Raw genomic sequence first — 26,479 nt, forward strand, 5'->3', positions numbered from 1 at the left:
TCTCACGCAATATAAAATATGTCAATAGCGTAATGCGCGCAATGTAGGCAATGAAAGAGTGCAGTCGAATGACAGGAGATTGCGCTCTCCATGTCACTCAACTGCTTCATTAGGGTGGCTGCGGCTTACCTCAACCGCACTTGCTATAACCGCACGCCTGGCACTTCAGGCAACCCTCTTCGCGGATCACGGCCTTCTCCTCGCACACCGGGCAGCGGTCGCGGGTCATGGCGTCCATGGAGGTCACGCTCACGCCCTGGGCGGCGGCGGGCGCCTCGGCACTGCCCCCGGCCAGGCGGGGAAGCTGCGCCGCCTCCATGTCCTTCTGGAAGGTCTCCAGCGCCACCGCGATCAGGTCGGCCTTGGAGCCCACCAACCGCCCGTTGTAGCTGCCGTACAGGCCCCCGTTGATACCCCGCATGGTTTTAATAAGCGCGCTGGCCGGAACGCCATGCTGCAGCGCGATGCTCACCACACGCCCCAGCGCTTCGGAGTCGGCGTTCGCCTCGTCGCCCGCGCGGCCCGAGATCACCATGACCTCCACGGGCTTGCCGTTCAGGTGGTTCACCGTGACCAGGAACGAGCGGCGGTGCCCACTGGTGGGGTCAGTCAGCTTGACCATATCGGTAATCCCCGCAAGGCGCGTCGGACGCTCGTAGACGGGCGGCTTCGCCGCCACCGCTGATGGTTGATGGTTGATGGTCGATGGGGTTTCGGTTTTCTGACCATCAACCATCAACTTTTGACCATCAACGTTCTCCCCCATGACTTCCGCCACGGCCTGCACGTCGTCGGCCTTCTTTTCCTTCTTCTTGCTGGTGCTCAGCACCTGGAACTGGCGCGAGCCGTCGCGGTACACGGTGATGCCTTTGCAGCCAGTCCTGTAGGCCTCGGAGTAGGCGTCCTGCACGTCCTGCACGGTGGCGTTGTTGGGCAGGTTGATGGTCTTGCTGAGGCTGTTGGCGGCGAACCCTTCGGCGTCGAAGGCCATCTGCACGGTGCCCTGCATCCGGACGTGATCTACGGGCTTGATGTCGTGGGCGCACACGAAGACCTGCTGCAGCGCGTCGGGGATGAAGCCCAGGCCGACCACCGAGCCGTGGTTCTCGGACACGGCCTCGGTGACCTTGTCCCAGTCCCAGCCGCCGTCCTTCTGCATGCCGGTGGGCGCGGGGTAGGTCTCCAGCAGTTCCACGAACAGCGGGGCGAGCAGCGCGCGGTACTCGGAGCCGATCTTGCGCCAGATGAACGGCGAGAACACGGGCTCGATGCCGGAACTCACGCCCATCAGCATGGATGTCGTGCCGGTGGGGGCCACGGTCAGCACGGCCACGTTGCGCCGGGGCGCGTGGGGAATCTTGCCCTCGTAGCGGGCCGAGACGGGGTAGACGCCGCGCTCCTGGCCCAGCCGCTCGCTCTCGGCCACCGCCTCCTCGCGCAGGGCGGTCATGATTTCAAAGATGGCGCCCCGGCCCGCCTGGTTGTCGTAGCGCAGGCCCATCTTGATCAGGGCGTCGGCCAGACCCATCACGCCCAGGCCCAGGCGGCGCAGATCCTGCGAGGCCACGCGGTTGTCTTCCAGCGCGAACACGTTCACGTCCAGCACGTCGTCCAGAAAGCGCACACAGGTTCGCACGTCGGCGCGGAAGGTGTCGTAGTCGAAGTCGGAGCCCTTCACGTAGGCCGCGAGGTTGATGGCGCCCAGGTCGCAGGGCTCGCCCACGGTCAGCGGGATCTCGCCACAGGGGTTGGTCGAGCGGATCTCGTAGCGCTCGCCCAGGTTCTTCAGGGCGGAATATTCGTTCACGCGGTCGCTGAAGATCAGGCCGGGCTCGCCCGTGCTCCAGGCGTGCTGCGCGATCTGATCCCACAGCCACTTGGCCGGGATGCCGGGGCGGTCGTCGGCCGGGTCGAAGAGGCCGGGCTGCGCCTCACGGAACAGCGGCACGCCCCGGGCGCCGTCGGCGTCGCGGTCGGGAAGCTGCGGCAGGGTGCCGGTGTAGGCGCCCTCCTGCGGCATCAGGTGGTACTTGCCCGGCACCTCCTGCGCGGCGATGTGCCACAGGGCGTCGCGCTGCAGGGTGTCCCAGAACTTGGCGGTCACCAGGATCGAGATGTTGAAGGTGGAGATGTCGCCCTCGGCGGCCTCGCGATCCAGGTCTTTGGCGGTCAGGAAGTCCAGCACGTCCGGGTGCTCGATGGAAATGGTTGCCATGCCCGCGCCGCGCCGGGTGCCGCCCTGGCGCACCACGCGCAGCACGGGGGCGTACACGAAGCGCAGGGTGTTGATGGGGCCGCTGTGCTCGGCGCCGCGGTTCGACCATTCCAAGAAGTTGTCGAAGATCTCCATCAGGAACGAGACCGGGCCGCTGGAGGTGCCGCCGGAGCCCTTGATGGGCGCGCCCTCGGGCCGCATCCCTGAGAGGTCGATGCGCGGTTCCAGGCCCAGCTTGGCGTCGTCCGCGACCTTGCGCGAGGCGTCGATGATGCCGCCCATGTCGTCGGGCACGCGCTGCACGCCTTCGGGCAGGGCGCGCACCACCGAGACCCCGTTGGCACGGGCCAGCGCGACCAGCTCGGGGCGCACGACCTGGCCGTACACCACGCGCGTCCAGTTGCGCACCGCGACCGGTTGCTTGTCGCCGTCGGGCTGCGTGGGCGGGCGCATCAGCCCCTCGATGAAGTCCTGCACGTCGGCGTGCGAGGCGTCCATGTAGGCCCAGCCGCGCACGCCCGCGTCGGGGCGGCTGCCCTCGGCGCGCGGGGTGTAGACGTCGAGGTTCACGCCGTTGCCCCCGCCGACCTTGGTGACCAGGGCCAGCTTCTTCGCCACCTCCATCACGCCCTCGAAGGAGCTGGGATCGTGCTCGGTGGCGCCCTGCACGAAGCAGTTGAGCACGTTGCCGTGCTGGGTGCCCGCGCCCGCCAGCACGCGCCCGCCGGGGCAGAACTTCTTGCCCGCCATCAGGTCGTAGTACTGCTGCGCCCAGCCCAGGCGAGCCTCCGGCGCCTCCGCGCCCGCCACCCAGTTCGCGATCCGCCAGAACATGCCGCTCAGGTCGCCGTCGCTGGCCTGCAGGTACTGCCTCTTGGCGATGTGGTGGGCATTCTCGTCGAAGTTGGTCAGCGGCTGGGCAGTGGTCTGGGCAGACAGGGTGGTCATGGTGCGAGGTCTCCTTGAATGAGGGGGGGGGCGGACGGCAGCAGGCAGCCGCACCTCCCGGCTGGGGTGGTGGGCGGGCGAACAGCAACAGACTCAGGTGAGTATCAGGGGCTGACTGGTGACTGACTGTACCACCGGGCACGCTGGCGTACAAGCACTTGTACGTCATCACCGGATGGTGTACAAGATGCGGGGTCTCAATCCAAAACGTGATGGAACCCTCAGAATTCGTCCAGGACGGAATATTTGGTCTCGACTTGGTGTTTCATGCCGGATGTCAGGATGAGGACGAGTGGGGTTCAGGTCTGGGTAAGCCTGCCCCAAGGCAATGAAAACTTGTCACCCTGAACGCAGTGAAGGGTCTCTAGGAGGGCAGGCGCAGGGTGCTCGGGGTGGTGGGGTCGGTGGCGCGGAAGGCGACCCCTCAGTCTGCTTCGCAGCTCTACGAGTCCGGCGCTCCGCGCCAGCTCCCCTGAAAACGCCTGATGCGAAATGAGAATGTGGGTGATCAAGTTGCAACAGCATGTTGAGCGTCCAGCACGCAGGCGGGCCAGGCCCGCCCCCCTCACCCCAGCCCTCTCCCGCGAGGGGAGAGGGAGCAAAAGAAGGCGATCTGGAGGTCATTCTTTCTATTGCACATCAGGCGTTTAAAAGGGAGGCAAGGAAAAGCACGGCTGGCACGTCTTTCTTGGCTCCCTTTTAAGGGGAGCTGGCACCGAAGGTGACTGAGGGGTCGCCCACAAGCCAGCCGCTGAAAGCCAGCTCTGAGCATTCGCAGTTGTTCTGAGTGCTCCCACACGACCCTTCCCCGCGTTCAGGCGGCGTCCTTATCTCCACCCCTACCCCTCGTGCTCGGCCCGCGCGCCCCGGCCCATCAGGCTCTCGATGCCGGTCTGGGGCGTCCACTCGCCCGCCGCCACCCGCGCCACCGCCCGCACGATGGGCAGGTCGTGGCCGTGGGAGAACGCCCAGGCGTCCAGCAGGCCGGCGGTACGCAGACCCTCGACGACCTTGCCCCCCTGGGCAGGGTGCTCTCCACGTGCAATCGCTTCACCGGCCGCACGGTTGCGGCTGTGGCGGCTGGTGGCGGTGGCGACCAGATCGCCCAGGCCGCTCAGGCCGTACACGGTGTCCTCGTGGGCGCCCAGGGCCAGCAGATAGCGGCGCATCTCGCGCAGGCCGCGGGTGATCAGGGCCGACTTGGCGTTGTCGCCCAGGCCCAGGCCGTCGCCCAGCCCGGCCGCCAGCGCCATGACGTTCTTCAGCACGCCGCCCAGCTCCACGCCGGTCTCGTCGCGGCTGGTGTACACCCGCAGCCCCGGCGTCATCAGGGCGGCCTGCACGGCGCGGGCCAGGGCCTCGTCGCGGCTGGCGACCACGGTGGCGGCGGGCAGGCCCCGGCCGATCTCCTCGGCGTGGTTGGGGCCGCTCAGCACGGCCACGCGCGTGAAACCCATGGCGCGGGCCAGCCCGGTGAGTTGCCCGCCGTCCGGCGCGAGGCCCTTGGCGCACAGCACCACGCCCAGAGTGCGCGGCAGTTCGGCCAGCAGCTCCGGCATGCCCACGCTGGGCACGACCACCAGGGCGAAGTCGGCTCCGTCCACGGCTCCTTGCAGGTCGGCCGTGACCCGCACCGCGTCCGGCAGGGGCACGCCGGGCAGGTAGGCGGCGTTCACGCGCTGCTGGGCCAGCTGCGCCGCGAACTCCGGCCGCCGTGCCCAGAGGGTCACCGGGCCGCGCCGCGCCGCGTTCACGGCCAGCGCCGTGCCCCAGCCGCCGGCCCCCAGGACAGGCAGGCCCAGCACCGGCAGGCTCACGGCGCCCCCGCTCCGGCCCAGGCGAAGACCCACACGCGCGGCACGTCCGCCTCGGGGGGGGCGTAGTCGGGGTATTCCACGATCTCCCAGCGCGCGAAGCCGGCTCCGGCCAGCAGCGGTTCCAGATCCGCGGGGTCGTAGCCGCGCTCGCGGTGAACCTCCACAAACTCCTCGCCGTCCACGCGGCAGAAGGCCTGCACCACGCCCAGGTCGGCCTCGGCGTCGTGGTGGTGAGACCAGTGGTAATGCACCTCGGAGCCGTCCGGGAGGGGCGCCACGCCCTCGATGGCGTCGCCCTCCCACAGCTCGCGCACGCCCAGGCGGGTGTTCACGTCGAAGGCCAGCAGGCCGCCGGAGCTCAGGTGCGCGCGGCACTGGCCCAGCGCGCGGCCCAGTTCCTCGGCGCTCAGCAGGTTGTTCAGCGAGTCGAACACGCAGGTGATCAGGTCGAACCGCCCGGGCAGCTCGAAGGAGCGCAGGTCGCCCTGCACGAAGTCCACGCCGGGCACGCGGCGCCGCGCCTCCACGAGCATCTGGGCGCTGCCGTCCAGGCCCGTGACCGTTAAGCCCGCCTCCAGCAGTTCGCGCGTGAAGCCGCCGGTGCCGCAGGCCAGATCGAGGGCGCTCGCCGCCAGGGGTTCCAGACCGCCGTCGCGGGCGTAGGTGAGCACGAAATCCGCCCAGTGGTCGTATTCCACATCCGCCATGATCGCGTCGTACACGGCCGCCAGCGCCGTAAACGGCTCCCTCTGCATGGGGGTGAGTATAGAGGGGTCGCCGCGGTGCCAGCGCCTACAGCATTTGTCAAAAGAGCTGTTCACTTTTGACCGAACGGAGTGAGTGAATTTGACGGAGTATTTGGGAGAATGGAAGCATCAGACGCCCTTTGTCTGATGCTGTAATTCGGACAAATGCTCTAAATCCGCCTTAAGGCAGGCCGCAGCCGCGCGCAGACGGCCCGCAGCGGGCTACCGCGCCGCAGGCCGTGAGCGTCCCATGAGCCGAGCGGGAAGGGAAACGCCGTAGCCAGCCGTATGGAACGCGGTCTAGGGTGGGGGCTGCCTTTCACCCATTACCAGTCCACACCGGAGGACACCATGAAAAAACTTCTGACCATCGCCGCCCTCGGCACCCTCACCCTCAGCGCCTGCACCCTGGCCGGCAACCCCGTGAAGAAGGACGTGACCGGGCAGCTGCGCGGCTTCAACTCCAACCAGAACCTCGGTCTGGCCATCGTGGGCTTCAACAACGGCCAGTACACCGCCGACGGCACCCAGAGCCAGGTCATCGACAAGTTCCTGAGCGGCGGCTTCGCCCTCGACCTGCCGACCAATCTGCCCACCGGCACCTACCGCGTGATCGTGTTTCGCGACGCCAACAGCAACAACCGCTATGACACCGGCGATACGGTGCTCAGCAAGGACAACGGCAAGCGTCTGATCTACGCCAGCCGTGACAACCAGTTCTACGCCGGCACCAAGCGTGGCTGGAACCTGATCAACACCGCCGACGGGTTCATCCAGACCACCCTGCTCAACAACTACGACCTGAGCGCCCAGTAAGTCCGTTCGGAGGGAACCCCCGGGGGAGGCCACGTGCCTCCCCTTTCCCCTGTCTGTGGCCCCCTTTTCTGGTTGTTCAGCCCCGCAGGCCAGCCTCGATGCCTGCCGCCCGTGCCTGCAGCTCGGCCTCGTCCAGCACGCCTTCCCCGGCGGTCACGTCCAGCTCGCCCAGGGGCACCCAGCTCACGCAGCCCAGCATGTCCGGCGTTTCCTCCAGCACCAGGGGCTGGAGGAGGGGCCGCACGCGCAGCACCAGGGCGTGCACCCAGGGCCGGCCCCGGTAGTGGAACTTGCGCTCGATGGCGTCGGCGCTCAGCGCCTGCCAGGGCTCCAGCGCCCGCGCGGCCTCCAGCGACTCCACCTTATGCACCGCCACGACCTCGGCCAGCGCCGGCAGGTGAATCCGGCCGGGATCGGGGTCGGGGCGCAGGCGAGCCGAATGCTCAGGCTTCAGCTCGGCCGGGTTCTGGTGCAGGAAGGTGGGGTAGAGCAGGAAGGAGCGGCGCTCGACCTCGAAGCCGTCGTGCGTTTCCATGATGCCGCCCTTGCGGACGAGCACACTGACCTCACCCGAGGTCAGCAGCGAACACTGGGCGTCCCATTCCTTCAGGGCGGTGGCGGGGGCAGACATGGGGGGCAGGATAGGTCAGGCGCGCCCGGAGAGTGGGGGCCAGCCCACACCCCCGCCGCCTGCCCCCGCCGAGGTGGGGCGCCGCGCGTCCCCTCGGCGGGGGCAATACCGGAAAAACGCCGCTCCAGGACGGCAGATCCCCGGGGCACGGCGTACTCCCCCTGATCTGACATCCGCCTGACCTCCCCTCTCGGCGGTGGTATGCTCCGGGCAGTTCAGTCCAGTGCCCTGCCCTGGCGAACGGGATGGCCCCAGGTGGCCTCCCCATCACACCCGAACAACGACACCGCCTTGCGCGTGGGCCTGGCCCGGCGCCTGGCGACTTTCGGAAGAGAGGCCCCATTTGGAACTCACGCCGCGCGTCCCACCGCACAGCAACGACGCAGAAATCAGTGTGCTGGGCAGCATCCTGCTGGACAACGACACCCTCAACCAACTGGGCGACACGGTGGCCCCGGAGATGTTCTACCGCGAGGGCCACCGCAAGATCTTCACGGCCATGCGCGCCCTGCAGGACAAGGGCGACCCGGTGGATCTGGTCACGCTCTCCGAGGATCTGCGGGTCAAGGGCCAGCTCGACGAGGTCGGCGGCCTGACCTACCTGATCGGCCTCTCGGATCAGGTGCCCACCGCCGCCTACGCCGAGAACTACGCCCGCATCGTGCAGGAGAAGCACACCCTGCGCCAGCTGATCAGCGCGTCGGGCAAGGCCATGCAGCTCGCCTACGACGCCCAGCTGCCGCTGGAAGACCTGCTCGACAAGGCCGAGAAGATGATCTTCGAGGTCGCCGAGCAGAAGAAGAAGGGCGAGAGCTTTTCCGACATGGGCGAGGTGGTGCACAACACCTTCGAGTACATCACCCTGCTGCACGCCAACAAGGGGATTCCGGACGGCGTGAGTTCGGGCTTCCGCGACCTCGACGAGCAGATCTCGGGGCTGCAGAAGGGGAGCCTGAACGTGCTGGCGGCCCGGCCCTCGATGGGCAAGTGTGTCAGTGCCGAGACGCTGATCGATCTGCCGGGCAGCGGCGAGCGGATCACGGTCGAGGAGTTCGTGCGCCGGCAGGAAAGAGAAGTGCTGAGCGTCACACCTGACGGACAGCTTCGCCCGTCGCTGGTCGGCGCCTGGATCGACAGCGGGGTCAAGCCGGTGCAGCGCGTGACGACCCGCACCGGCCGCGTGGTGGAAACGACGCTGCACCACCCCTTCCTGGGCGTGGACGGCTGGACACCGCTATACGACCTGAAAGTGGGCGACCGGATCGCCGTGCCGCGCGAGGTCGCCGTGTTCGGACAGCAGGATGCCCTGAGCCCCGAACGGGTGCGCCTGCTGGCCTACCTGCTGGCGGAAGGGGGGTTAACCCAGAGCAGTCCGCGCTTTACCAATGCCGATCCCGTGCTGGTCGAGGACTTCCGGGCCTGCCTGAAGGCCGAGTTCCCGGAGCTGGAAATGCAGCCGGACGCACGCACGGGCATTGATTACCGCTTGAGCCGCGCCTGGGCGCCGGGTGAGCGCAAGAACCGGGCCAACCCGCTGACCGAGTGGCTGCGTGAGCTGGGCGTCTGGGGCGAGTACGCGGACAGCAAGCGGATTCCCGATGTGGTCTGGACGCTCACGCGGGAGGGGCTGGCATCCTTCCTGCGCGTGCTTCTCAGCTGCGACGGCACGATCTATGCCCTGGCCGGCAAGGCCCGCATCGAGTTCACGGTTGCCAGCGAGGGGCTGGCCCGGGGCGTGCAGCACGCCCTGACGCGCTTCGGCGTCGTGGCCAAACTCTGGCGGAAGACGGAGCGCTCGTGGCGGGTCGAGATCACCGATCCTCGCAGCGTGGCGGACTACCAGACCCGCGTCGGCTGGCTGGGCCACAAGGCGACCCGGACGATTCCGCTGAGTCTCGGGAAGCGGAGCAATGTCGGCCACCTGCCCTCCGGCGCCTGGATACATGTGCGGCGCGCGGCGGGCACGCGGGGCCTGAGCCTCAATGCCCTGGCCCGCGCCGCTGGCGAGCGTATGGACGGCGGTTACAATGCCCACACCTCCCGCGGCCTGCCTCAATACCGCGCTGCCCGCTACGCCGCTGTGCTGGACGATCCCCACCTGACCCTGCTGGGCAGCGACGCCCTGTACTGGGATGACATCGCCAGCATCGATGACGTGGGCGAGAAACAGGTCTACGACCTGACGGTTCCGGGTGACGCGAATTTCATCGCCGCCGACATCTGCCTGCACAACACGGCCTTCGCCCTCTCCATCGCGCAAAATGTGGCCCTGCGCGGCGAGAAGACGGTCGCCGTGTTCAGCCTGGAAATGCCCTCGGTGCAGCTCGCCCTGCGGATGCTGTGCAGTGAAGCGCGCGTGGACATGAACCGCATCCGAAGCGGGCAGCTCAACGAGCGCGATTTCGAGCGGCTGGCGCACGCGGCGGGCCGGCTGGCCGAGGCGCCCATGGTCATCGACGACGAGGCCGACCTGACGCTCAACGGCCTGCGCTCCAAGCTGCGGCGCATCACCGCGCAGCACGGACAGCTCGGGCTGGTCGTCATCGACTACCTGCAGCTCATGTCCGGCGGCAAGAGCAACGGCGGCTCGGACAACCGCCAGCAGGAGATCAGCACGATCTCGCGCGGACTCAAGGGTCTGGCGCGCGAACTGGAAGTGCCCATCATCGTGCTCTCGCAGCTCAGCCGCGCCGTGGAGCAGAGGCCCAACCACCGGCCGATGCTGAGTGACCTGAGGGAATCGGGCGCGATCGAGCAGGACGCGGACATCGTGATGTTCATCTACCGCGACGAGTACTACAACAAGGAAACCGATCAGCAGGGCATCGCGGAGATCATCATCGGCAAGCAGCGCAACGGGCCCGTCGGCACCGTCAAGCTGCAGTTTCACAGCGCGCACGTGCGGTTCAACGATCTTGCGCCGGAGGGAGTGTAATGGCGGAAGAGCAGACACAGGGCGCGGCCCAGCGGCGGCGCCGGCGGCGGCGGGGGGGCAGCGCGGCCACCCAGGCCCTGCGCCCCGGGCAGGTCACCAACACCACCGCGATTCCGGTGCCCGCCGCGCCCCAGAAGCGCGGGCAGAAGCGCCCGCTGGCCGATCCGCGCATCGCGGTGGGCTGCATCGTGCTGCGCGGCGAGGAGATCCTGCTGGTGCGCGAGCGCGGCCGCTGGTCGCTGCCCAAGGGCGGCCTGGAATCCGGCGAACTGGTGCAGGACGGCGCCCGGCGCGAGACCTTCGAGGAAACCGGCATCGTGGTCGAGCTGCGCGACCTGGCCTTTATCGTGGAATTCCAGGCCCAGACCTGGGGCCACCACCTGCAGTTTTTTTACACCGGCCGCGAGGTCGGCGGCACCCTGGCGCCCCGCGACCCCGACCGCGACGTGCAGGAAGCCAAGTTCGTGCCGATCCGGCAGCTGCGCGAGTTCATCCGCTTCCGCCCGCGCCTGGTGGCGCTGGAAACCTGGCTGCGCGAGCGGCGGCCCCGCCATTTCGTGTTCAACCTCGACCGCGAGCCCGCCATGCTCCGCAAGCGCCGCCGGGTGGGCGAGGGCGCCCCGGTCGAGCGGGTAGAGGACGTGGAGATGGAGCCCATCGTCGAGGCCGATCTGTAGGCGGATTCACCCTCTGGAACGGGCCTGGCGTGATTTGACACCTGGGCCTGTTCTGCTATCATCAGAATATGAAACGTCAATTACGTAACCAGTCGGACGTCCATCCGGCCAGCGGCCGCGGTTACGTGCACGTCTGCCCGACCTGCGCGCAGCCCATGACCCTGCATGATCTGCGCGACGGCGATCAGGCCTACTGGTGCCATGCGTGTAACCGGGGACACCGGGCCGGCGACCCACCCGAGGGGGCCCTCAGAGCCCTGCCGCAGGCCGGTTAAGTCCCAGGGCTCCCAGAGTATGCTGGGGCCATGACCGGCCTCCCCGACCCGCAGTCCCGCGCCTCCTTGCCCCCCGGCGAGGCGCTGGCCGGACAGGTCGTGGCCGTCACCGGGGCCGATCAGGGGTATGGCAAACCCATCAGCGCCGCCCTGGCACGGGCCGGGGCCAGCGTGGTGCTGATCGGCGGCAACAGCGAGTCGCTGGCGGCCTCGGCCAGCGCCCTGGAGCACGCCGGCGGCACCGCCATCCCCATCAAGGCCGATGTCGGCGTGCCGCTCGACTGGCTCAGCGCCCAGACCCGCATCCTGGAAATCTTCGGCGCGCTGCATGGCATCGTGCACCTGGCCGACAAGCGCGCGAGTTCGGATTTCACCATGCTCAGCGAGGGCGAGTGGATGGATCTGTTCAACTGCAACGTCAAGAGCTCGGTGGGCATCGCGCAGATCGTGCGCCGGCGCCTGCCCGGCACCTGGCTGACCCTGATCGGCCCCCATCTGGACGAACAGGGCCTGCACGCCTGGCCCCAGCGCGGGGCCATCCAGGCCCTGGTGGAGCGGGCCCACATCGAGGAGCTGCGCCTGAATCTGGTGCTGCCCTCGCGCGCCAGCTCTGGCGAGGAGGAGCTGGATCGGGCGCTGGCCGACACCGTGCTGACCCTGGCCCTGCCCGAGATGGCCCACCTGCGGGGCAACGTGCTGGAGGTGCCGCTGCCGCCGCTGCCCAGGCTGCGCGTGTCGGAATCACCGCTGGGCCTGAGCCTGTGACGCACCCCCTATGAAGTGTCCCTACTGCTCCGCTCCCGATTCCAAGGTCGTCAATTCCCGTCCCAGCGACGACGGCGCCAGTATCCGCCGGCGCCGCGAGTGCCTGAACTGTGCCCGGCGGTTCACGACCTACGAACGCGCCCAGCTCGAACCCCTGATGGTGGTCAAGCGCTCCGGCCCGCGCGAGGCCTTCAACCCCGACAAGCTGCTGCGCGGGCTGGTGCTGGCGACCGAGAAACGCCCGGTGGATCAGGACGCGCTGCGGGCGTTTGCCTACGGCTTCGAGGACGAAGTCGGCCAGAGCGAGATCGCCGCCACCGAGATCGGCAAGCGCGCCATGACCTTCCTGCGCCCCCTGGACGACGTGGCCTATATCCGCTTCGCCTCCGTGTACCGCGATTTCGACTCGCTGGAGCGCTTCATCGAGGAGATCCAGGGCTTGAAGAAGGACGAGGAAGGGTGAGGGTGCTGGAATTGGCGCTCGCAGAGGCAGGACTCTGCCAACCACACAACAGAGAATCGAACCCCTGCAAGTCAACTCAGGGGTTCGCCGCTCATCCCTGAGTTCTGCCGGGTGATGTGTCTATTTCGACGGCGTTGCGTTGCCTCGGCCGCCGCCTGACGGGTTGCCCGTCGTGCTCGGCCAGTTGCCGCCGTTGCTCTGATTGCTGCCCCGGCCACCGCTGCCACCTTTTCCTCCGCCACCGCTGCCCCCTTTGCCCATGACCATCCTCCTGTGTCTGAAGGTTCGACTCTGCACGCGCTTCAGTCCTCCTCAGTCTGGGCGTCCGAGGGGCAATTCCGGGCCACACTTGACTGTCCCCTGCCGGGGGCATGATTCAGGCAGCAAAAACCCCCGCACGGGCGGGGGAGAGCAGGAGAACCGGGCTTTACCTCCGCCGCATCCAGTACTGCACGGTGCCGACCACGCCGCGCCGGAAGAACAGCACGACCAGCACGAAAACCACGCCGGTCACGATGCCCACGGGCAGGTTCGCGGTGGTCAGCACGTCGCGCAGCAGCAGCACCAGCCCGGCGCCGATGACCGGGCCGAACAGCGTGGTGGTGCCGCCCAGCAGGGTCATCATGACGACCTCGCCCGAGGTGCGCCAGTTCACCACTTCCAGGCTGACCACGCCGTGCCCGAAGGCGTACATGGCGCCCGCCAGCCCGGCCAGCGTGGCGCTGATCAGGAAGGCCGTGAACTTGAAGCGGGCCGGGTCAAAGCCGATGCTCTGCGACCGAGGCTCGTTGTCGCGCACCGCCTGCTGCGCCTGCCCGAAGGGGCTGCGCACCGTGCGGTAGGCGACGTAGAAGCCAATGGTGAACAGCGCGAGGCAGACGTAGTAGCGGGTCGTCGAGTCGCTGAAGTCCAGCCCCAGGAAGCTGGGGCGCGCGAAGCCCTGCAGGCCGTTCTCGCCGCCGGTCAGGTCGGTCCACTGCAGCGCCAGGAACGAGACCATCTGCGCGAAGGCCAGCGTGATCATCGAGAAGTAGATGCCGCTGGAGCGCACGCTCAGGAACGCCACCGGCACCGCCAGCGCCAGCGCCGAGAGCACCCCGCCCAGGATCGCCACCGGCACGCTCTGGCCGTGCCCCAGCAGGTACGCCGTGACATAGGCCGAGCTGCCCCAGAAGGCGGCATGCCCAAAGCTCAGCAGGCCGGAAAAGCCGAACAGCAGGTCGAAGGCCACCGCGAACAGTCCCCAGGCGAGGATGTCCAGCGCCAGCACCGGGTAGATCAGCTTGGGCAGGATCAGCAGCACGATCCCCAGGCCGATCAGCCAGGCGGCGCGGGTCGTGCGCTCGCGGTCGGTTTTCGCGGCCGTGCGGGGAAGGACGGTCATCGTGCCCCCTCGGGCAGCCCAAACAGACCGCTGGGCCGTACCAGCAGCACCAGGGCCATCAGGATGAAGACCAGCGTGTTGGCGATGGGCGGGTAGAGCGCCGAGCCGACCGCCGCCAGCACGCCCACCGCGAAGCCCGTGACGACGCTGCCCAGGATGCTGCCCATGCCGCCGATCACCACCACCGCGAAGGTCGTGATGATGAGTTCGGAGCCCATGTACGGCTCGACCGAGTAGATGGGCGCGGCCAGCACGCCCGCCAGCCCCGCCAGCCCCACGCCCACGCCGAAGACCCCGGTGACCCACTTGCCCACGTCGATGCCGAAGGCGCGGGTCACGCCGGGATTCTCGGTGCTGGCGCGGATGATGGCGCCCACGCGGGTCTTCTCGATCACGAACCAGGTGATCAGGCAGATGACCACACTCAGGGCGATCACGAACAGCCGGTACTTGGGAAAGACCACGAAGCCCAGGTTGACCACCCCGGACAACGCCTCCGGGGGCGTGTAGGGCGCGCTGGACACCGCGTACTGCGAGAGCATGACCTGTTTCACGAGGTCTTGTGTGAGCAGCGTCAGGCCGAAGGTGAGCAGCAGGTTGTAGGAGGGCTCCAGCCCGTACAGCCGCGAGAGCAGCGTGCGCTCCAGCACCACGCCGATCAGCCCCACGATCAGCGGCGCCAGGATCAGGGACGGCCAGAAGCCCAGCCCGAAGGCCTGCCCCAGGGCGAAGGCCACGAAGGCGCCCAGCATGTACAGCGCCCCGTGCGCGAAGTTCACGATCCGCAGCATGCCGAAGATGACCGCCAGCCCCAGCGAGAGCAGCGCATAGAACGCGCCGTTCACCAGACCGTTGAAGACTTGAATCAGCAGGAGTTGAGTGTTCATAGGGGTCTAAAGGTCAAACCGTCTAAAGGCCGAACAGACGAGGAAACAGGGCCGTTTCCGTTAGACCGTTCGACTGTTCGACGGTCAGACATCCTCACATCTTGCACTTGCTCTCGGACAGCGGCATGAAGGCCTTGGCGGCCGGAATGGTCGCCAGGCGGGTGTAGATGTCGCCGGCCTCCTTCGACTCGGCCTTGGACTTCACCATCACGGTGTGCACGTTCAGCAGCACGCGGTGATCCTGCGCCCGGATGGTGGCGTTGCGGGCGAAGAAGTCGTCGAAGGAGTGGCCTTCCAGGGCTTTCACCACCGCGTCGGAGGTGTCGGTCTTGGCGCGGGCCACGGCCTGCAGGTAGGTCATGGTCGAGGAGTAGACGCCGGCCTGCGCCCAGGTGGGCTTCTTGCCGAAGGCCTTCTCGAACTTCATGGCCCACTGGCGCGACCTTGCGTCGTAGTTCCAGAACCACGGCACGGTGGCGATGGCGCCCGCGAAGGCGTCCTGGCCCAGCGCGGCCACGTCGGTCTCGAACAGCAGGCCGATGCCCAGGCCGATGCCCTGCTTCTTCAGGCCGAACTCGTTGTACTGCTTGACCACGTTCACGAGGTCGTTGCCGGCCTGCATGGTGCCGAAGATCTTGGGTTTCAGGCTCTGGGCCTTGAGCAGGTACGAGGAGAAATCGGTGTTCGGGAAGGGCGTGGCGTCGCTGTTCGTGACCATCTTGCCGCCGTTTTCCTGCACCGCCGCCATCATCTGCCGGTTCAGATCCTGGCCGAAGGCGTAGTTGGGGTAGATGATGTACCACGAGTTGCCGCCGCGCTTGGTCACGGCCGTGCCGGTGCCGTTGGCGAGCATGAAGTTGTCGTAGGCGTAGTGGAAGGTGTACCTGTTGCACTTCTCGTTGGTCAGGGCGGTGGTGGCGCCGGTCACGACCATGGCGATGACCTTCTTCTGGCGGGCGACCTCGGTGGCGGCCAGCGCGGCGCTGCTGGTCGGCATGTCCACCAGCATGTCCACGCCCTGGCGGTCGATCATCTCGGCGGCCTTGTTACCGGCCACGTCGGCCTTGTTCTGGTGATCCACGCCGGTCACCGTGACCTTGCCGGCGTAGGCCTTGTTGGCCTTCATGAAATCCTCGGCGGCCATCTGCGCGGCCTTCACGGAGCCCTGGCCGGCCAGCTCGGAGTACACGCCCGAGAGGTCGGTCAGCACGCCGACCCTGATGGCGCCGTCGGAGAGGGTCTGGGCCTGCGCGGCGCCCAGGGTGCCCAGGGCAGCGGTGGCGAGCAGGGCGGTCAGCTTGGTCTTGTTCATGGGTGGTACCTCCGGAGAGTGGGGATGATGGATAGGGTTCAGACGCTCAGGTAACGCAGCAGGTCGGCCTGACGGGCGGGCACGTCCTCGCGGCGCACCTCGTCCACCACCTCGCCGTCCACGAACACGTAATGGCGGTCGGCGAGGCGGGTGGCGAATTTCAGGTTCTGTTCGACCAGCAGCACGCTCAGGCCCTCGCGCTGCAGCTCCGCGATGATCCGCCCGATGGCCTGCACGATCACGGGCGCCAGGCCCTCGGAGGGCTCGTCGAGCAGCAGCAGCTTGGGGCCGCTTCTCAGCACCCGCACGATGGCCAGCATCTGCTGTTCGCCGCCCGAGAGCTTGGAGCCGGGGTGGTGCCCCCGCTCGCGCAGCACCGGGAAGGCCTCGTAGGCGCGTTCGGTCGTCCAGCCACCACTGCGGGCGGGCGGCAGCTCCAGGTTCTCCTTCACGCTCAGGGTGCCCAGGATCGCGCGCTCCTCGGGCACCCAGGCCAGGCCCCGCGCGGCGACTTTGTGGCTGGGCAGCCGCGCGATGTCCTGGCCGCCGAAGGTGATCTGCCCGGTGCGGCTGCGCAGCACGCCCATGATGGATTTGAGGGTGGTGGTCTTGCCCGCCCCGTTGCGCCCGATCAGGCTGACGACCTCGCCGGGGTTAACGTGCAGGTTCACGCCGTGCAGGACGTGGCTCTGCCCGTAGTAGGCGTTCAGGTCGCGCACCTGCAGCAGCGGCGTGCCGGGGGGAACCGTTCCGGGGGTGGGCGAGACGGACGCGGCGGTCATGCGTGCGCCTCGTCGCCCAGGTAGGCCTCGATCACGCGCGGGTCGCGGCGCACGTCGTCGTAGACGCCACTGGCGAGCACCGAGCCGTACTGCAGCACGGTGATCCGGTTCGCCAGTTCGGCCACCACGCTCATGTTGTGCTCGACCAGCACGACCGTGCGCCCCCGCGCCACCTGCCGCACGAGGTCGATCACCCGCGCGACCCCTTCCGAACCCATGCCGGACGTCGGTTCGTCCAGCAGCAGGACTTTCGGGTTCTGGGTCAGCGAGATGCCGATCTCCAGCTGGCGTTTCTCGCCGTGGCTGAGGTCGGCCGCCAGCCGGGTGGGGGCGTCCGCCAGCCCCACGTCGGTCAGGATGCGGTCGGCCTGATCATTCAGCGAGTCCAGGCGTGACAGCGGCGTCCAGAACTGGTGCGGCAGCGGGGTGGGCGACTGCAGCGCGACCAGCACGTTCTCCCGCACCGTCATGGTCGGAAAGACCGAGCTGATCTGAAACGAGCGCGACAGGCCCCGGCGCACGATCTGGTGCGGGGGCAGCGTGTCGATGCGCTCGCCCGAGAGCCTGACCTCGCCCGAGGTCGGTTTCAGGAAGCCCGAGAGCAGGTTGAAGAGGGTCGTCTTGCCCGCCCCGTTGGGGCCGATAATGGCGTGGATCTCGCCCTCGCGGATGCCCAACGTCACGTCATTGGTGGCCCGGAAGCCCCGGAACTCCTTGACGAGGTGGCGGGCTTCCAGGATGGTGTCCAGCGCGGCCGGGGGAACGGCGGCGCCATGAGCGCTCGAAGATGGGCTTGTCATCAAGTGCGGCCAGATGCAGCTCCAGGCATCGTTCCTCCCTGTCGTGGTTGTGGTACGGGGGGAGTGTAATGCCTGGGCGTGACGGCCGTGTTACACCCTGGGCGCCCGGGGCCGCAGCGATGAACGCTGGCTCAAGGGTTCGGTGTCCTCCAGCGGCGCGGCGATTCCGGGCAGCGCCTCAACTCCGGCTGGGGCCGCCGGCCTGGAGGGGGCGCGGGTACGCGGGCGTTTCCTGGCCGGGCGTGCGGCCGCGCACCCCCTGGAGCAGCGCGCGGATCTGCGCGAAATCGGCGTCGATGTCGCCGCTGGGCTGCACGTAGCCGATCATGCCGAAGCGCCGCCGCCCCCAGTCGAAGGCCGTGACGCCGATGGGCACGCCGGCGTCGAGCGCCATGTAGTAGAAGCCGGTCTTCCAGTACTCCCCGCGCCCCCGGGTGCCCTCCGGCGCCACGGCCAGCACGAGTTCGGGTTCTCGGTTGATGATCGCCACGACCGCGTCCACGAAATTCCCGCCGGCCCGTTGCCGGTCGACCGGCAGGCCCCCCAGGGCGCGCATCAGGAACCCCAGCGGCGGCGCGAACAGCTCGCGCTTGGCGAGGAAATGCATGGGCAGCCGCATCGCCAGCGACAGCAGGATGCCGGGCCAGAAGTCCGCGTTGCTGGTGTGGGGCGCGACCGCCGCGACGAACTTCGGCCCCGGCGGGGGAGCGAGCACGGGCGTCCAGCCGAGCAGGCGCATGGTGCCCAGCGCCAGGCGTGAGGTCAGGGTGTGCTTGCGGCCGGGCCACAGAGGAGACATGTGGGGCGAGTATACGGGCGGGCCACGGGTCGCCGGAGCGGGTGGTCTCGGCCCGCTCGGCGCGTGCCGGAGTCGGCCCTCAGGGTTTGCGCTCGGGCGGGCGGGTCGGCGCACGCTGAGCCCTGGGCCGCTCCTGCCACGCGGCCAGCACCAGCGAGATGACGATGGCCGAACCAGCGAACAGCAGTTCCATGACCGTCATCATGCCTCTTTTCATCTCATCTTAATGTTACTTTTTTCTCATCTGGTGTGAGAATGTTCACGGGGAAGGGGGCTCGCCCTGCAGAGCGCCGCAAGGTCGGTGACCGCCTTTTCCACGCCCAGTCAGCCTGTACCTCTCGGCGGCTGCCCGGTCGGGCCAGCCCTGGGGACGCGCTGGCCTCCGACACAGAACATCCCCCCGCGTCAGTTCAGACGCGGGGGGATGGAGAAGGGGAGGCTGAAGCCGACCTCAGTCGCGCTCGACCTTGATCTCGACGCGGCCGCCCTTACGCTTGACGCTCAGCTCGGCCTTGCCGCCGCCCGACCTGCGGAATTCACTCTTGATCTCGTTGTTCTTGGTGTCGGTCTTGGTCAGGCTGTAGCCGCTGGCCTTCAGGCGGGCCGCGTACTCGTCGTGGATCGCGCGCAGATCGCTGCGGTTGTCCACCGACGTCTTCCACTCGCGGGCGTTGCCCCAGGGGAGAGGAGCGGCCGGGCTCACCGCGATCGAGAGGGCCTGGGCGGTCTGGGGAGCCGGCTGGACGGCCAGCGGCTGGGCCCGCACGGGCTGGGTCTGCATGGGCGCAGTCTGCAGCGGAGCGGCCTGCCCTGGGGCGTTGGCGACGCGGTTCGCCACGCGGTAGAAGGCGGTCGCGCTGTCCCAGCTGTTCTGCGGCACCGGGGTCACCACGATGCTCAGGGCCTGTGCCAGCTCACCCTGCCCCTGCACGTTCACGGAGGCGAAGGAGTTCTGCTGGCTTTTGAAGGTGGCGATCTCGCTCAGGTTGAGCTGGGTCTTGCTGGCCAGCGCGAGTACCTTGTTCACGCCGTAGGGCGCGGCGATATCGAAGGTAAAGGCGTCGCCGGCCGCCGGGAAGACCTTGACGGCGCCGGCCTTCAGGAAGTTGGCGCCGCTCTGATAGCGGTTGGGCAGGATCAGATCGACCTGACCGTTCGGATCGACGTTGAACAGGTACACGTAGGCGTCCTGGGACACGGAGGTGTACAGGCGGATCTTCTCGCCGGGGGCGTAGTCGGGGGTGGCCGCGCCGCTGGAGTCGCGGTCTGTCCAGACCCGCACGCTCACGGTGCTGGGCAGCGGATTCACGATGATGCTCTGCGCGCTGATGGTCGGCGCGGCGTTCGCCGGAGCGGCCAGGGCGGTGCTGAGGACGCTGAGGGCAAGGATCTTCTTCATGAAGCGAGTCTGCGGCGCCCTCATGACCTCAGCCTGACGGCGTCCCAGAGAGGGTCGGCAGACTCTTCTCATCTCCGGCCCACGGGCGGTGACCGGGAGGGGGCCCCTGCGGCTGGCGCTGCCCACGATACTCATGCAATAGACTGACGGGGTGATCCCCCGCAATTCAGATGCTGGCACCAGAGGCTTCGTCACCGCTCGTCGGACAGGCGCGGCGTTGGCGATGGTGGGTGGCCTGCTGGCCCTGACTCCGGCCCCCCAGGCGGCCCAGACCTCATCAGCTCAGTCCACCTCGGCCGGAGCCATGACTGCCCAGCCTGCGGCCATTCCGGCCCGGCCTCTGCCCCGCTACCGCGCCTTCAACTATGTCCGTCCCGCCCGGCCCACTCCGTCTGCCCAGCCTGGCGAGGAACAGCTGCTGACCGTCCAGAACGGCGCTGCACGCCTGAGCCTGACCCTGAGGCAGCTCCAGGCCATGCCCGCCGTGCGCTACCGGGTTCGGCATCCCCAGCTCAACCGCTTTTACACCTACGAGGGCGTGCCCCTGCGGGATTTGGCGGTTCTAGGTGGCTTCGCCGGCAAGGATCTGCGGATCTATGCCAGCAACGGTTTCGTCTCGACCATCCTGGCGAAGGATTATCTGAGCTACCCCATCATGCTCGCCTACGCTGCCGATGGAGCGCCCATCCCGGTGTTGCAGAAAGGGCCATTGACCGTGGTGCTCCCGGCCTCGGCCGATCGCTTTCATTCACCTCTCTATTCGGCGGCCTGGGTCTGGTTCGCCGAGCGCATCACCCCCGTTCCCTGACCATGTGGCGGGTCTGGCGGGAGCAGATGCGTGGAGTGCCGCCCGCGCTGGCCTGGCGTGAGGCGCTGCTGGCCGCGCTGCCTGCGCTGCTGACGATTGCCCTGTTGTCGCTGGCAACCCAGCCGGCCTACCGGGCGCTCATCAACGGCAACAATGGGGCACGCCTCTACGCTTTCCAGGGGCTGGTGCAGGATGTCCAGTCGTATCAGATCGCCAGCCTGAGTCCAGAGATCAGCCCACGAAAACGGCTGGAGTTTCATGACCGCGCCCTCTCCAGTGCCAGAACCCCAACACAGTTCACGGGCCTGGCCGAGATCGAGAGCTACGGAGAGGCCCGGCTCGCACAGGTGGCGCACTACCTGGAGCAGGATACGCCCGAGTCGCGGGCGGCCGCCTCCCTGGAAGCCATCCGCCTGGGCCGGCAGGCCGATGAGCAGGCCAAGGCCGTGATCCGCCGGTATGTCGGCGCCCTGACCCAGCTTCGGCGGACACTGCTGGGCACGGCGCTGGTGACCGGGCTGATGAGTATGCTGCTGATCGCCCGGGCCCTGCTGATGTGGCGGGCCGAGCGCGAACGCCGCTCGCGCCGCGAGGCCCGGCAGCGCGAGGCGCTGCATCTGGCCAGCCACGAGCTGCGCCGGCCGCTGCAGTCGCTCCTGCTGGCCAGCGACCTGCTGCGGCACGCCGACACGCCCGAACGCCGCCAGCACCTGCTGGGCCTGATCGAGGACAGCGCCGCCCAGCTCGCCAGCCGCGCCGACCTGACCCGCCTGAACGACCTCTACCTGGACGTGACCCTGCGCGTCTCTTCCACGGATCTGCGGCCCCTGCTGAGGCGGCTGGCGAGCGCCCGCGTGCAGGTGGAGGTGCCCTCACAGCCGGTCACCTGGCTGGTCGATCCCGACCGCCTGCTGCAGATCGTGGAAAATCTGGTCGAGAACGCCCTGAAGTACACCGACGGCCTGGTCGAGGTTCGGCTGCAGGAGGTCGGCGGCGCCCCGGAGATCAGCGTGCGCGACCGCGGGCCGGGGCTCAGCGAGAGCCAGCTGGAGACCGTCTTCCTGCCCTACGAACGGGGCCCGCGCGGCCTGCGGGGGGGCCAGGGCCTGGGCCTGCCGCTGGTGCGCCGCTACGCCCGCGCGCACGGCGGCGACGTGAGCCTCGCGCCGGCGCCGGGGGGCGGCCTGATCGCCACGGTGCGCCTGGGCGAGCCTGCCTCCAGCCTGACCGAGCCCCGCCGTCCCACCCTGTTCGAGTAGGCCCTCTTTGATACGGCAGGGGCGCGGTGTCCCGCAGTCGGGTGATCCAGCAGGAGGTCAGGCGCTCCGGATTTCGTTCTATCCGTCCCTGTGCGCCGGTGCTGCTCGGTGGCCCTGACCTCTGGCCTTTCCGGGCCGGGCTGGGATGGCGGGGCGGAACTGACTGTTCTCAGAGCCGGGCGAAGACCTGGGTCCAGTAGCGTCCGTAGGGGGTGCCGGGGCGGTTCACAAAGGAGAGGCCGATCAGGCCGAAGTCGGACATGATGTTCTTGCAGTGGCCGGGGCTGCGGAGCCAGCCGTCCACGACCTCGGCGGGCGTTTCCTGGCCGGCCGCGATGTTCTCGGCCACGGCGCGGGGCTTGAGGCCGGCGGCCAGGACGCGGCGCAGCGGGGTGCTGCCGTCCAGACCGCTGACGTGGTCGAAATAGCCGCCCAGCGCCATGCCCGCCGACTGTGCCAGGGCGGCCGCGTCCAGGGCCGCGCTCTGCGACAGGGGCGGCAGGCTGGCCCCGCCTTCGCGCAGGGTGGCGCAGTTCCAGCCGCGCGCGCGGGCCCGGTTGGTCAGGCGCAGCACCTCGCTCTCGAAGGGCACGGAGCCGCTGAAGGGCGCGGCCGTGAAGGTGATCCGGCGTTCCTGCTGGCGGCCATCCTGCAGCGTGACCAGGGCGGTGGCCTGGTGGGTGCCGTGGTTCAGGCTGACGGGCCGCTCCCCGACCTCCTGGCCGTCGAGCAGCAGCCTGGGCGCGGCCGGGGTGTACAGCACGCTGTCGACCGCGCTGAGCCGCACCTGCCCCTGGCCCAGCAGGATGGTCAGGGCGCCGCGCTCCGGGCCGCCGGATTTCACGTCGATCTTGGCCTCGGCCCGGCTGACCACGCGGCCGCCCGAATCCAGCAGCCGGGCCTGCATGGTGTACGACCCGGCGCGGTAGTACGTATTCCTGACCTGCGGCCCGGAGGCCGCCCCGCCGTCTCCGAACGTCCATTCCACCCGGTAGTCGGCGGGCATGGTGGCGTGGAAGGTGACCAGCAGCGGCGCCCTCAGTTCGGAGCTGGCGCTGTAACCGATCTGGAAGGGCACCCCGGCGCTCTGCGCCAGGGCCCGGCCGGAATCCTGCAGCGTGTCGGGGAGAGCGGCCAGCAGGGCGGCCAGGCTCAGGCCCAGTCCGGCGCGGCGCAGCCGGCGGGAGGGGGTGCGGGGGGTGGGCAAGTCGCGGCCAGCGGGCGTCACCCCTTCAGGCTACCCGGCCGGGCCTGACCGGGTTGTGACAAACCCTGACCCACACGCTCCCGCTGCTTCCCACGGTTTCCCAAGGTGCCCGGCCCGGCAGCCGGCAGTGCGTTCATACGGATTCCGACACCATCCCGTTGAAAACGGAGTGAACTCCGACCAAACGGACTCGTAGAGTTGCAAAGCACAGAAGGAGAGCGTACGAGTTCCGGGCGATGGACGTGCATCCGGTTTCCTGGCGGATGCGAGGGAATTGGACGGAACCCATCTCAGTCAATAGCGCGGACACATCCGATGAACAGCAGTGAGCCGACTTGAGTACGTCCAGCTGGGACGTCATGCCCATTCACCCCCTCCCAACCCCCCCCCTCAAGGGGGAGGGGCGAAAAACGCCGTATTCATCGCATCTCCTGCAACTCTATGCGGAAACTGTCCGAACCATTGATCAGTTCACGTCGGCCACGTCCGCGAGCAGTTCGGCCAGCTGCTCCTTGGCGCGGAACACGCGGCTTTTGGCCGTGCCGACCGCCACGCCCTGAATCTGCGCGATTTCCTCGTAGGGCAGATCCTCGACGAAGCGTAGCACCACGGCCTCGCGGTACTCGGCGGGAAGCTTCAGCAGGGCGCGCTGCACGCGGTCTTGGGCGTCGGCGCTCTCGGCGGCCTGCACGGGCGAGCGGGCCACGCTGGTGACCTCGAAGCCCACGTCCTCGCGCGCCTCCTCCAGGCTGAAGCGCTGGAGCTGCTTGCGGCGGTGGGATTCGATCTGCGTGTTGCGCGCCACCTGATAGAGCCAGGGCAGCACGCGTTCGCCGGAGCGGAAGGTGCGGATGCTGCGCCAGGCCCGGTAGAAGACCTCCTGGGTCAGGTCGAGTGCGTCCTCGCTGTTGCCTTCCAGGCGGTAGAGGTAGCCGTACATGCGGCCCTCGTATTCCTGCACGAAGTCGTACCAGGCGCTTTCCTCGCCGGCCAGAAGCCGCTCGAGCCGCTCTGGAGCGAGCGCGTCGGCTGGGGGATCGGTAGGGGCGCTCACGGTGCGCCCAGGATACTGTGCCGGGGCGGGCTGTGCCGCCCTGAACTGTAGTCCTATGAACGATGTCGGGCTGGACGCAGTGGATCTGGGGGCGTCTGGCCTGGGCAGCGCCGGGCCTGCGGGAACACCGTAAGACCCGGCGCGTTAGGATGCACGCGCCCAGCGCTCTGCCTGAGCCCCTCACCATGACCACGCTGCCCACCCCACCTTCCATCCCCGTCCTGTCTGCCCAGGCCCTTCCCACGGAGGCCGCGACTCAGGCGGCCCAGACCCAGCTGGCCCAGTCTCAGGTGGCCCAGACCCAGTTGGCCCAGTCCGGCAGTCTGCTCGACGCCCTGCGCCCGGCGCTGCCCGATCTCAGTGTGGGCGCGCTCCTAGGCTTCGCCACCGGCGTGGCCCTGCGGCACGTCGGGCGGGTGGTGCTGATCGTGGTGGGCGTACTGTTCATCACCCTGCAGCTGCTCGCCTACTTCGACCTGATCACCGTCAACTGGCTGCGGCTGCAGGCCCTGACCGAACCCTGGCTGCGGCAGGGCAGCGAGCAGGGCGCGACTTGGTTCCGGCGCGTCCTGACCGCCAACCTGCCCTTCGCCGGGGCCTACACGGCGGGGCTGCTCGTGGGCCTCCGGGCCCGGGTCTAGCGCCGCCACCTCAGCGCCGTCACCTCTGCCCTGAGACTGCTGCCTTTAGACTGCCCGCATGACTGACGCCCAGCCCGCCTCAGGGGGCCTCACACCCTTCGAATTCCGCCAGACGCTGGGCCGCTTCGCCAGTGGCGTCACCGTGGTCACGGCCACCGACGGCCAGGAGCGCCGGGGCATGACCGCCAACGCCTTCGTGTCGGTCAGCCTGGAGCCGCCGCTGATCCTGGTGAGCGTGGACGCCCGCGCCCACATGCACGCCCTGCTGGCCGAGGAGCGCGTGACCCACTTCGGCGTGAACGTGCTGAGCACCGCGCAGCGCCCCCTGAGCGAGCACTTCGCCGGAAAGCCCGACCCAGGCCAGCTCGTGCCCTGGTTCGACCACGAGGGCCTGCCCCTGATCGGCGGCTCGGTGGCGCAACTGGTGTGCCGCAAGCATCAGGTCATCCCGGCCGGCGACCATACGCTGTATCTGGGCTTCGTGGAATACAGCCGCTACACCGACGATGATCCGTTGCTGTACTTCCGTGGGCAGTATCACGAGCTGGGGTAGGGGAGGCGGATGGCAGATGGCAAAAGGCAGATGGTCAAGAACGTCCTGAAGCCATCTGCCTTCGACCATCGGCCATCCGCCTTCTTCGGCATAATGCCCCCGTGCCCCCCTACGCCCTGCAACTGGCTATCGCCCTGGCCCTGGCGGGTCTGACCTTTCTGGTCGGGTATCCGCTGAGCATCGGCAGTGGGCGGGTGGTGGACGCGCTGGACGCCTTCCTCCTGGTGTTCGCGCTGGTGAACCTGCGGGTGGCCTGGACGGCGGCCAATGCGGTCGGCGGGGGCCGCGCTCCGGCCTGGTTCGTGCTGGCGGGACTACTGACGGCCGCGCTGATCACCTGGGGCATGGTGCGGGCGCTGACGCCGATGACCGCCTGAATCCGAACGGCGCACCTGACACAGGTCAGGCCCAGGGACGCGGGCTACACTCCGGGGCATGATTCGTCTCGCCATCCTCGCGGACCTGCACGCCAATCTGGCGGCAACGCTCGCGGTTCACGCGGACGCCCGGCGGCGCGGAGTGGACGACCTGTGGGTGCTGGGCGATCTGGTCGGCAAAGGCCCGCGCCCGAAAGAGGTGCTGGAGTGGACTCAGGCCCACGCCTCGCACGTGATCCAGGGCAACTGGGACGCACGGGTGGCCGGCGCCACCAATCGCCCGCAGGATCTCTGGCCGCGCAGCAAACTGAGCCCGGCCCAGCTGAGTTACCTGGGCGCGCTGCCCTACGGCATCGAGGAGCAGTTCTCCGGCGCGTGGTGGCGCTTCGTGCACGCCAGTTCGCGCGGGCTCTTCCACCGCCTGTATCCACACTCCAGTCTGGCCGACCAGATCAGCGCCTTCGAGCCCAGCCCCGCCTACGGCCTGACCCAGCACGCCGACGCCCTGGTCTACGCCGACATGCACGAGGCGCTGCTGCTGGATGTCGAGGGCCGGCCGCTGATCAACTGCGGCTCCGTGGGCAACCCGCTCGATTCCACGCTGCCCTGCTACCTGATCCTGGAATTCGACCCCCACAGCCCCAGTCACTCGGCCACCTTCGTGCGCCTGACCTACGACCGCGACGAGGAAATCAGCGCCGCCGAGAACAGTGGGATGCCCTTTATCAAGGAATACGTGACCGAGTTGTTAACCGGCGCGTTTCAGAAGAGAAGGGCTCGGACGGGGGAATAGGGAGGGGTGTTCGGTGGCGCGGAAGGTGACCCCTCTGCTTCGCAGCTCTACGAGTCCGGCGCTCCGCGCCACCTCCCCTTAGAAGGGAGGCGAGGAAAGGCCCAACAGCACGCTCTTCTTGGCTCCCCTTGAGGGG

At 68.4% G+C, this 26,479-nt stretch carries 26 protein-coding genes; 12 read left to right on the plus strand and 14 right to left on the minus strand.

Annotation, left to right across the window (positions count from 1 at the left end):
* Positions 1 to 130: 130 nt before the first annotated feature.
* The 3 genes from CVO96_RS09465 to CVO96_RS09475 all read right to left on the minus strand — a co-directional run bounded on the left by CVO96_RS09465 (position 131) and on the right by CVO96_RS09475 (position 5,735).
* On the minus strand, positions 131 to 3,163 hold the full coding sequence (locus CVO96_RS09465) for an adenosylcobalamin-dependent ribonucleoside-diphosphate reductase (protein ID WP_165795256.1): 3,033 nt from the start codon (positions 3,161 to 3,163) through the stop codon (positions 131 to 133).
* Between the two features lie 839 nt (positions 3,164 to 4,002).
* Positions 4,003 to 4,980 (minus strand): NAD(P)H-dependent glycerol-3-phosphate dehydrogenase, encoded by a 978-nt coding sequence (locus CVO96_RS09470; RefSeq protein ID WP_243398268.1) that lies wholly within the window; start codon positions 4,978 to 4,980, stop codon positions 4,003 to 4,005.
* Entirely contained in the window at positions 4,977 to 5,735 is a 759-nt protein-coding gene (locus CVO96_RS09475; RefSeq protein ID WP_103312016.1) for a class I SAM-dependent DNA methyltransferase, read from the minus strand. The genes CVO96_RS09470 and CVO96_RS09475 overlap by 4 nt, the downstream gene beginning before the upstream one ends.
* Before the next feature lie 342 nt (positions 5,736 to 6,077).
* Here CVO96_RS09475 and CVO96_RS09480 point away from each other — a divergent pair, with 342 nt between their 5' ends.
* Positions 6,078 to 6,542 carry a hypothetical protein gene (locus CVO96_RS09480; RefSeq protein ID WP_103312017.1) on the plus strand — a complete coding sequence of 155 codons (465 nt, stop codon included), beginning with the start codon at positions 6,078 to 6,080 and terminating at the stop codon, positions 6,540 to 6,542.
* A gap of 76 nt (positions 6,543 to 6,618) precedes the next feature.
* Here the strand turns inward: CVO96_RS09480 and CVO96_RS09485 are convergent, their stop codons facing one another.
* Positions 6,619 to 7,173, minus strand: a complete 555-nt coding sequence (locus CVO96_RS09485) for a DUF1802 family protein (protein WP_103312018.1) — start codon at positions 7,171 to 7,173, stop codon at positions 6,619 to 6,621.
* A gap of 343 nt (positions 7,174 to 7,516) precedes the next feature.
* Here CVO96_RS09485 and dnaB point away from each other — a divergent pair, with 343 nt between their 5' ends.
* The 5 genes from dnaB (at position 7,517) to nrdR (ending at position 12,288) form a co-directional block, all read left to right on the plus strand.
* The gene (gene dnaB / locus CVO96_RS09490) at positions 7,517 to 10,108 is read left to right on the plus strand and encodes a replicative DNA helicase (RefSeq protein ID WP_103312019.1); all 2,592 of its coding nucleotides are present in this window, start codon (positions 7,517 to 7,519) and stop codon (positions 10,106 to 10,108) included.
* Positions 10,108 to 10,785 (plus strand): NUDIX domain-containing protein, encoded by a 678-nt coding sequence (locus CVO96_RS09495; protein ID WP_103312020.1) that lies wholly within the window; start codon positions 10,108 to 10,110, stop codon positions 10,783 to 10,785. The genes dnaB and CVO96_RS09495 overlap by 1 nt, the downstream gene beginning before the upstream one ends.
* Before the next feature lie 68 nt (positions 10,786 to 10,853).
* Positions 10,854 to 11,060 (plus strand): hypothetical protein, encoded by a 207-nt coding sequence (locus tag CVO96_RS09500; protein WP_103312021.1) that lies wholly within the window; start codon positions 10,854 to 10,856, stop codon positions 11,058 to 11,060.
* A 30-nt stretch (positions 11,061 to 11,090) separates the two neighbouring features.
* Positions 11,091 to 11,825, plus strand: a complete 735-nt coding sequence (locus tag CVO96_RS09505; RefSeq protein WP_103312022.1) for an SDR family NAD(P)-dependent oxidoreductase — start codon at positions 11,091 to 11,093, stop codon at positions 11,823 to 11,825.
* 10 nt (positions 11,826 to 11,835) lie between these two features.
* Positions 11,836 to 12,288 (plus strand): transcriptional regulator NrdR, encoded by a 453-nt coding sequence (gene nrdR, locus CVO96_RS09510; RefSeq protein WP_103312023.1) that lies wholly within the window; start codon positions 11,836 to 11,838, stop codon positions 12,286 to 12,288.
* A 427-nt stretch (positions 12,289 to 12,715) separates the two neighbouring features.
* Here the strand turns inward: nrdR and CVO96_RS09515 are convergent, their stop codons facing one another.
* From CVO96_RS09515 to CVO96_RS09545, 8 genes are all read right to left on the minus strand, one after another.
* A complete protein-coding gene (locus CVO96_RS09515) occupies positions 12,716 to 13,672 on the minus strand; it encodes a branched-chain amino acid ABC transporter permease (RefSeq protein ID WP_103312024.1) in 957 nt (318 codons plus the stop codon).
* On the minus strand, positions 13,669 to 14,559 hold the full coding sequence (locus tag CVO96_RS09520; RefSeq protein WP_103312025.1) for a branched-chain amino acid ABC transporter permease: 891 nt from the start codon (positions 14,557 to 14,559) through the stop codon (positions 13,669 to 13,671). The genes CVO96_RS09515 and CVO96_RS09520 overlap by 4 nt, the downstream gene beginning before the upstream one ends.
* Before the next feature lie 94 nt (positions 14,560 to 14,653).
* Positions 14,654 to 15,871 (minus strand): ABC transporter substrate-binding protein, encoded by a 1,218-nt coding sequence (locus tag CVO96_RS09525; RefSeq protein WP_103312026.1) that lies wholly within the window; start codon positions 15,869 to 15,871, stop codon positions 14,654 to 14,656.
* A 38-nt stretch (positions 15,872 to 15,909) separates the two neighbouring features.
* Complete coding sequence (locus CVO96_RS09530; protein WP_103312027.1) at positions 15,910 to 16,653, minus strand: ABC transporter ATP-binding protein; 744 nt, start codon at positions 16,651 to 16,653, stop codon at positions 15,910 to 15,912.
* Entirely contained in the window at positions 16,650 to 17,453 is an 804-nt protein-coding gene (locus tag CVO96_RS09535) for an ABC transporter ATP-binding protein (protein ID WP_103312028.1), read from the minus strand. The genes CVO96_RS09530 and CVO96_RS09535 overlap by 4 nt, the downstream gene beginning before the upstream one ends.
* 178 nt (positions 17,454 to 17,631) lie before the next feature.
* Complete coding sequence (locus tag CVO96_RS09540) at positions 17,632 to 18,252, minus strand: 1-acyl-sn-glycerol-3-phosphate acyltransferase (RefSeq protein WP_103312029.1); 621 nt, start codon at positions 18,250 to 18,252, stop codon at positions 17,632 to 17,634.
* Positions 18,253 to 18,331: 79 nt separating this feature from the next.
* On the minus strand, positions 18,332 to 18,469 hold the full coding sequence (locus tag CVO96_RS21070; protein WP_165795257.1) for a hypothetical protein: 138 nt from the start codon (positions 18,467 to 18,469) through the stop codon (positions 18,332 to 18,334).
* 234 nt (positions 18,470 to 18,703) lie between these two features.
* Complete coding sequence (locus CVO96_RS09545) at positions 18,704 to 19,651, minus strand: DUF4384 domain-containing protein (protein WP_103312030.1); 948 nt, start codon at positions 19,649 to 19,651, stop codon at positions 18,704 to 18,706.
* A 304-nt stretch (positions 19,652 to 19,955) separates the two neighbouring features.
* Here CVO96_RS09545 and CVO96_RS09550 point away from each other — a divergent pair, with 304 nt between their 5' ends.
* The gene (locus CVO96_RS09550; protein WP_103313401.1) at positions 19,956 to 20,459 is read left to right on the plus strand and encodes a hypothetical protein; all 504 of its coding nucleotides are present in this window, start codon (positions 19,956 to 19,958) and stop codon (positions 20,457 to 20,459) included.
* 26 nt (positions 20,460 to 20,485) lie between these two features.
* The gene (locus CVO96_RS09555; protein ID WP_103313402.1) at positions 20,486 to 21,718 is read left to right on the plus strand and encodes a sensor histidine kinase; all 1,233 of its coding nucleotides are present in this window, start codon (positions 20,486 to 20,488) and stop codon (positions 21,716 to 21,718) included.
* A gap of 169 nt (positions 21,719 to 21,887) precedes the next feature.
* Here CVO96_RS09555 and CVO96_RS09560 read toward each other — a convergent pair whose 3' ends face one another.
* Complete coding sequence (locus CVO96_RS09560) at positions 21,888 to 22,946, minus strand: CAP domain-containing protein (RefSeq protein ID WP_243398269.1); 1,059 nt, start codon at positions 22,944 to 22,946, stop codon at positions 21,888 to 21,890.
* 445 nt (positions 22,947 to 23,391) lie between these two features.
* Positions 23,392 to 23,979: an RNA polymerase sigma factor gene (locus CVO96_RS09565; protein ID WP_103312031.1), complete on the minus strand. Its 588-nt coding sequence runs from the start codon at positions 23,977 to 23,979 to the stop codon at positions 23,392 to 23,394.
* A gap of 185 nt (positions 23,980 to 24,164) precedes the next feature.
* Between CVO96_RS09565 and CVO96_RS09570 the strand changes: the two genes are divergently transcribed.
* The 4 genes from CVO96_RS09570 (at position 24,165) to CVO96_RS09585 (ending at position 26,343) form a co-directional block, all read left to right on the plus strand.
* Complete coding sequence (locus CVO96_RS09570) at positions 24,165 to 24,620, plus strand: FUN14 domain-containing protein (RefSeq protein WP_103312032.1); 456 nt, start codon at positions 24,165 to 24,167, stop codon at positions 24,618 to 24,620.
* A gap of 58 nt (positions 24,621 to 24,678) precedes the next feature.
* A complete protein-coding gene (locus CVO96_RS09575; RefSeq protein ID WP_103312033.1) occupies positions 24,679 to 25,173 on the plus strand; it encodes a flavin reductase family protein in 495 nt (164 codons plus the stop codon).
* Between the two features lie 101 nt (positions 25,174 to 25,274).
* Positions 25,275 to 25,550 (plus strand): hypothetical protein, encoded by a 276-nt coding sequence (locus CVO96_RS09580; protein WP_103312034.1) that lies wholly within the window; start codon positions 25,275 to 25,277, stop codon positions 25,548 to 25,550.
* Between the two features lie 58 nt (positions 25,551 to 25,608).
* On the plus strand, positions 25,609 to 26,343 hold the full coding sequence (locus CVO96_RS09585) for a metallophosphoesterase family protein (RefSeq protein WP_103312035.1): 735 nt from the start codon (positions 25,609 to 25,611) through the stop codon (positions 26,341 to 26,343).
* Positions 26,344 to 26,479 lie beyond the last annotated feature (136 nt).

The organism is Deinococcus koreensis (assembly GCF_002901445.1).
In the GTDB taxonomy this organism is placed as follows: domain Bacteria; phylum Deinococcota; class Deinococci; order Deinococcales; family Deinococcaceae; genus Deinococcus; species Deinococcus koreensis.

Coding starts and splice junctions, on each gene's coding strand:
- CVO96_RS09465 (WP_165795256.1), bottom strand. CDS start 3,163: ATGACCACCCTGTCTGCCCAGACCACTGCCCAGCCGCTGACCAACTTC.
- CVO96_RS09475 (WP_103312016.1), bottom strand. CDS start 5,735: ATGCAGAGGGAGCCGTTTACGGCGCTGGCGGCCGTGTACGACGCGATC.
- CVO96_RS09480 (WP_103312017.1), top strand. CDS start 6,078: ATGAAAAAACTTCTGACCATCGCCGCCCTCGGCACCCTCACCCTCAGC.
- CVO96_RS09485 (WP_103312018.1), bottom strand. CDS start 7,173: ATGTCTGCCCCCGCCACCGCCCTGAAGGAATGGGACGCCCAGTGTTCG.
- CVO96_RS09495 (WP_103312020.1), top strand. CDS start 10,108: ATGGCGGAAGAGCAGACACAGGGCGCGGCCCAGCGGCGGCGCCGGCGG.
- CVO96_RS09500 (WP_103312021.1), top strand. CDS start 10,854: ATGAAACGTCAATTACGTAACCAGTCGGACGTCCATCCGGCCAGCGGC.
- CVO96_RS09505 (WP_103312022.1), top strand. CDS start 11,091: ATGACCGGCCTCCCCGACCCGCAGTCCCGCGCCTCCTTGCCCCCCGGC.
- nrdR (WP_103312023.1), top strand. CDS start 11,836: ATGAAGTGTCCCTACTGCTCCGCTCCCGATTCCAAGGTCGTCAATTCC.
- CVO96_RS09515 (WP_103312024.1), bottom strand. CDS start 13,672: ATGACCGTCCTTCCCCGCACGGCCGCGAAAACCGACCGCGAGCGCACG.
- CVO96_RS09520 (WP_103312025.1), bottom strand. CDS start 14,559: ATGAACACTCAACTCCTGCTGATTCAAGTCTTCAACGGTCTGGTGAAC.
- CVO96_RS09525 (WP_103312026.1), bottom strand. CDS start 15,871: ATGAACAAGACCAAGCTGACCGCCCTGCTCGCCACCGCTGCCCTGGGC.
- CVO96_RS09530 (WP_103312027.1), bottom strand. CDS start 16,653: ATGACCGCCGCGTCCGTCTCGCCCACCCCCGGAACGGTTCCCCCCGGC.
- CVO96_RS09535 (WP_103312028.1), bottom strand. CDS start 17,453: ATGACAAGCCCATCTTCGAGCGCTCATGGCGCCGCCGTTCCCCCGGCC.
- CVO96_RS09540 (WP_103312029.1), bottom strand. CDS start 18,252: ATGTCTCCTCTGTGGCCCGGCCGCAAGCACACCCTGACCTCACGCCTG.
- CVO96_RS21070 (WP_165795257.1), bottom strand. CDS start 18,469: ATGAAAAGAGGCATGATGACGGTCATGGAACTGCTGTTCGCTGGTTCG.
- CVO96_RS09545 (WP_103312030.1), bottom strand. CDS start 19,651: ATGAAGAAGATCCTTGCCCTCAGCGTCCTCAGCACCGCCCTGGCCGCT.
- CVO96_RS09550 (WP_103313401.1), top strand. CDS start 19,956: ATGACTGCCCAGCCTGCGGCCATTCCGGCCCGGCCTCTGCCCCGCTAC.
- CVO96_RS09555 (WP_103313402.1), top strand. CDS start 20,486: ATGCGTGGAGTGCCGCCCGCGCTGGCCTGGCGTGAGGCGCTGCTGGCC.
- CVO96_RS09570 (WP_103312032.1), top strand. CDS start 24,165: ATGACCACGCTGCCCACCCCACCTTCCATCCCCGTCCTGTCTGCCCAG.
- CVO96_RS09575 (WP_103312033.1), top strand. CDS start 24,679: ATGACTGACGCCCAGCCCGCCTCAGGGGGCCTCACACCCTTCGAATTC.
- CVO96_RS09585 (WP_103312035.1), top strand. CDS start 25,609: ATGATTCGTCTCGCCATCCTCGCGGACCTGCACGCCAATCTGGCGGCA.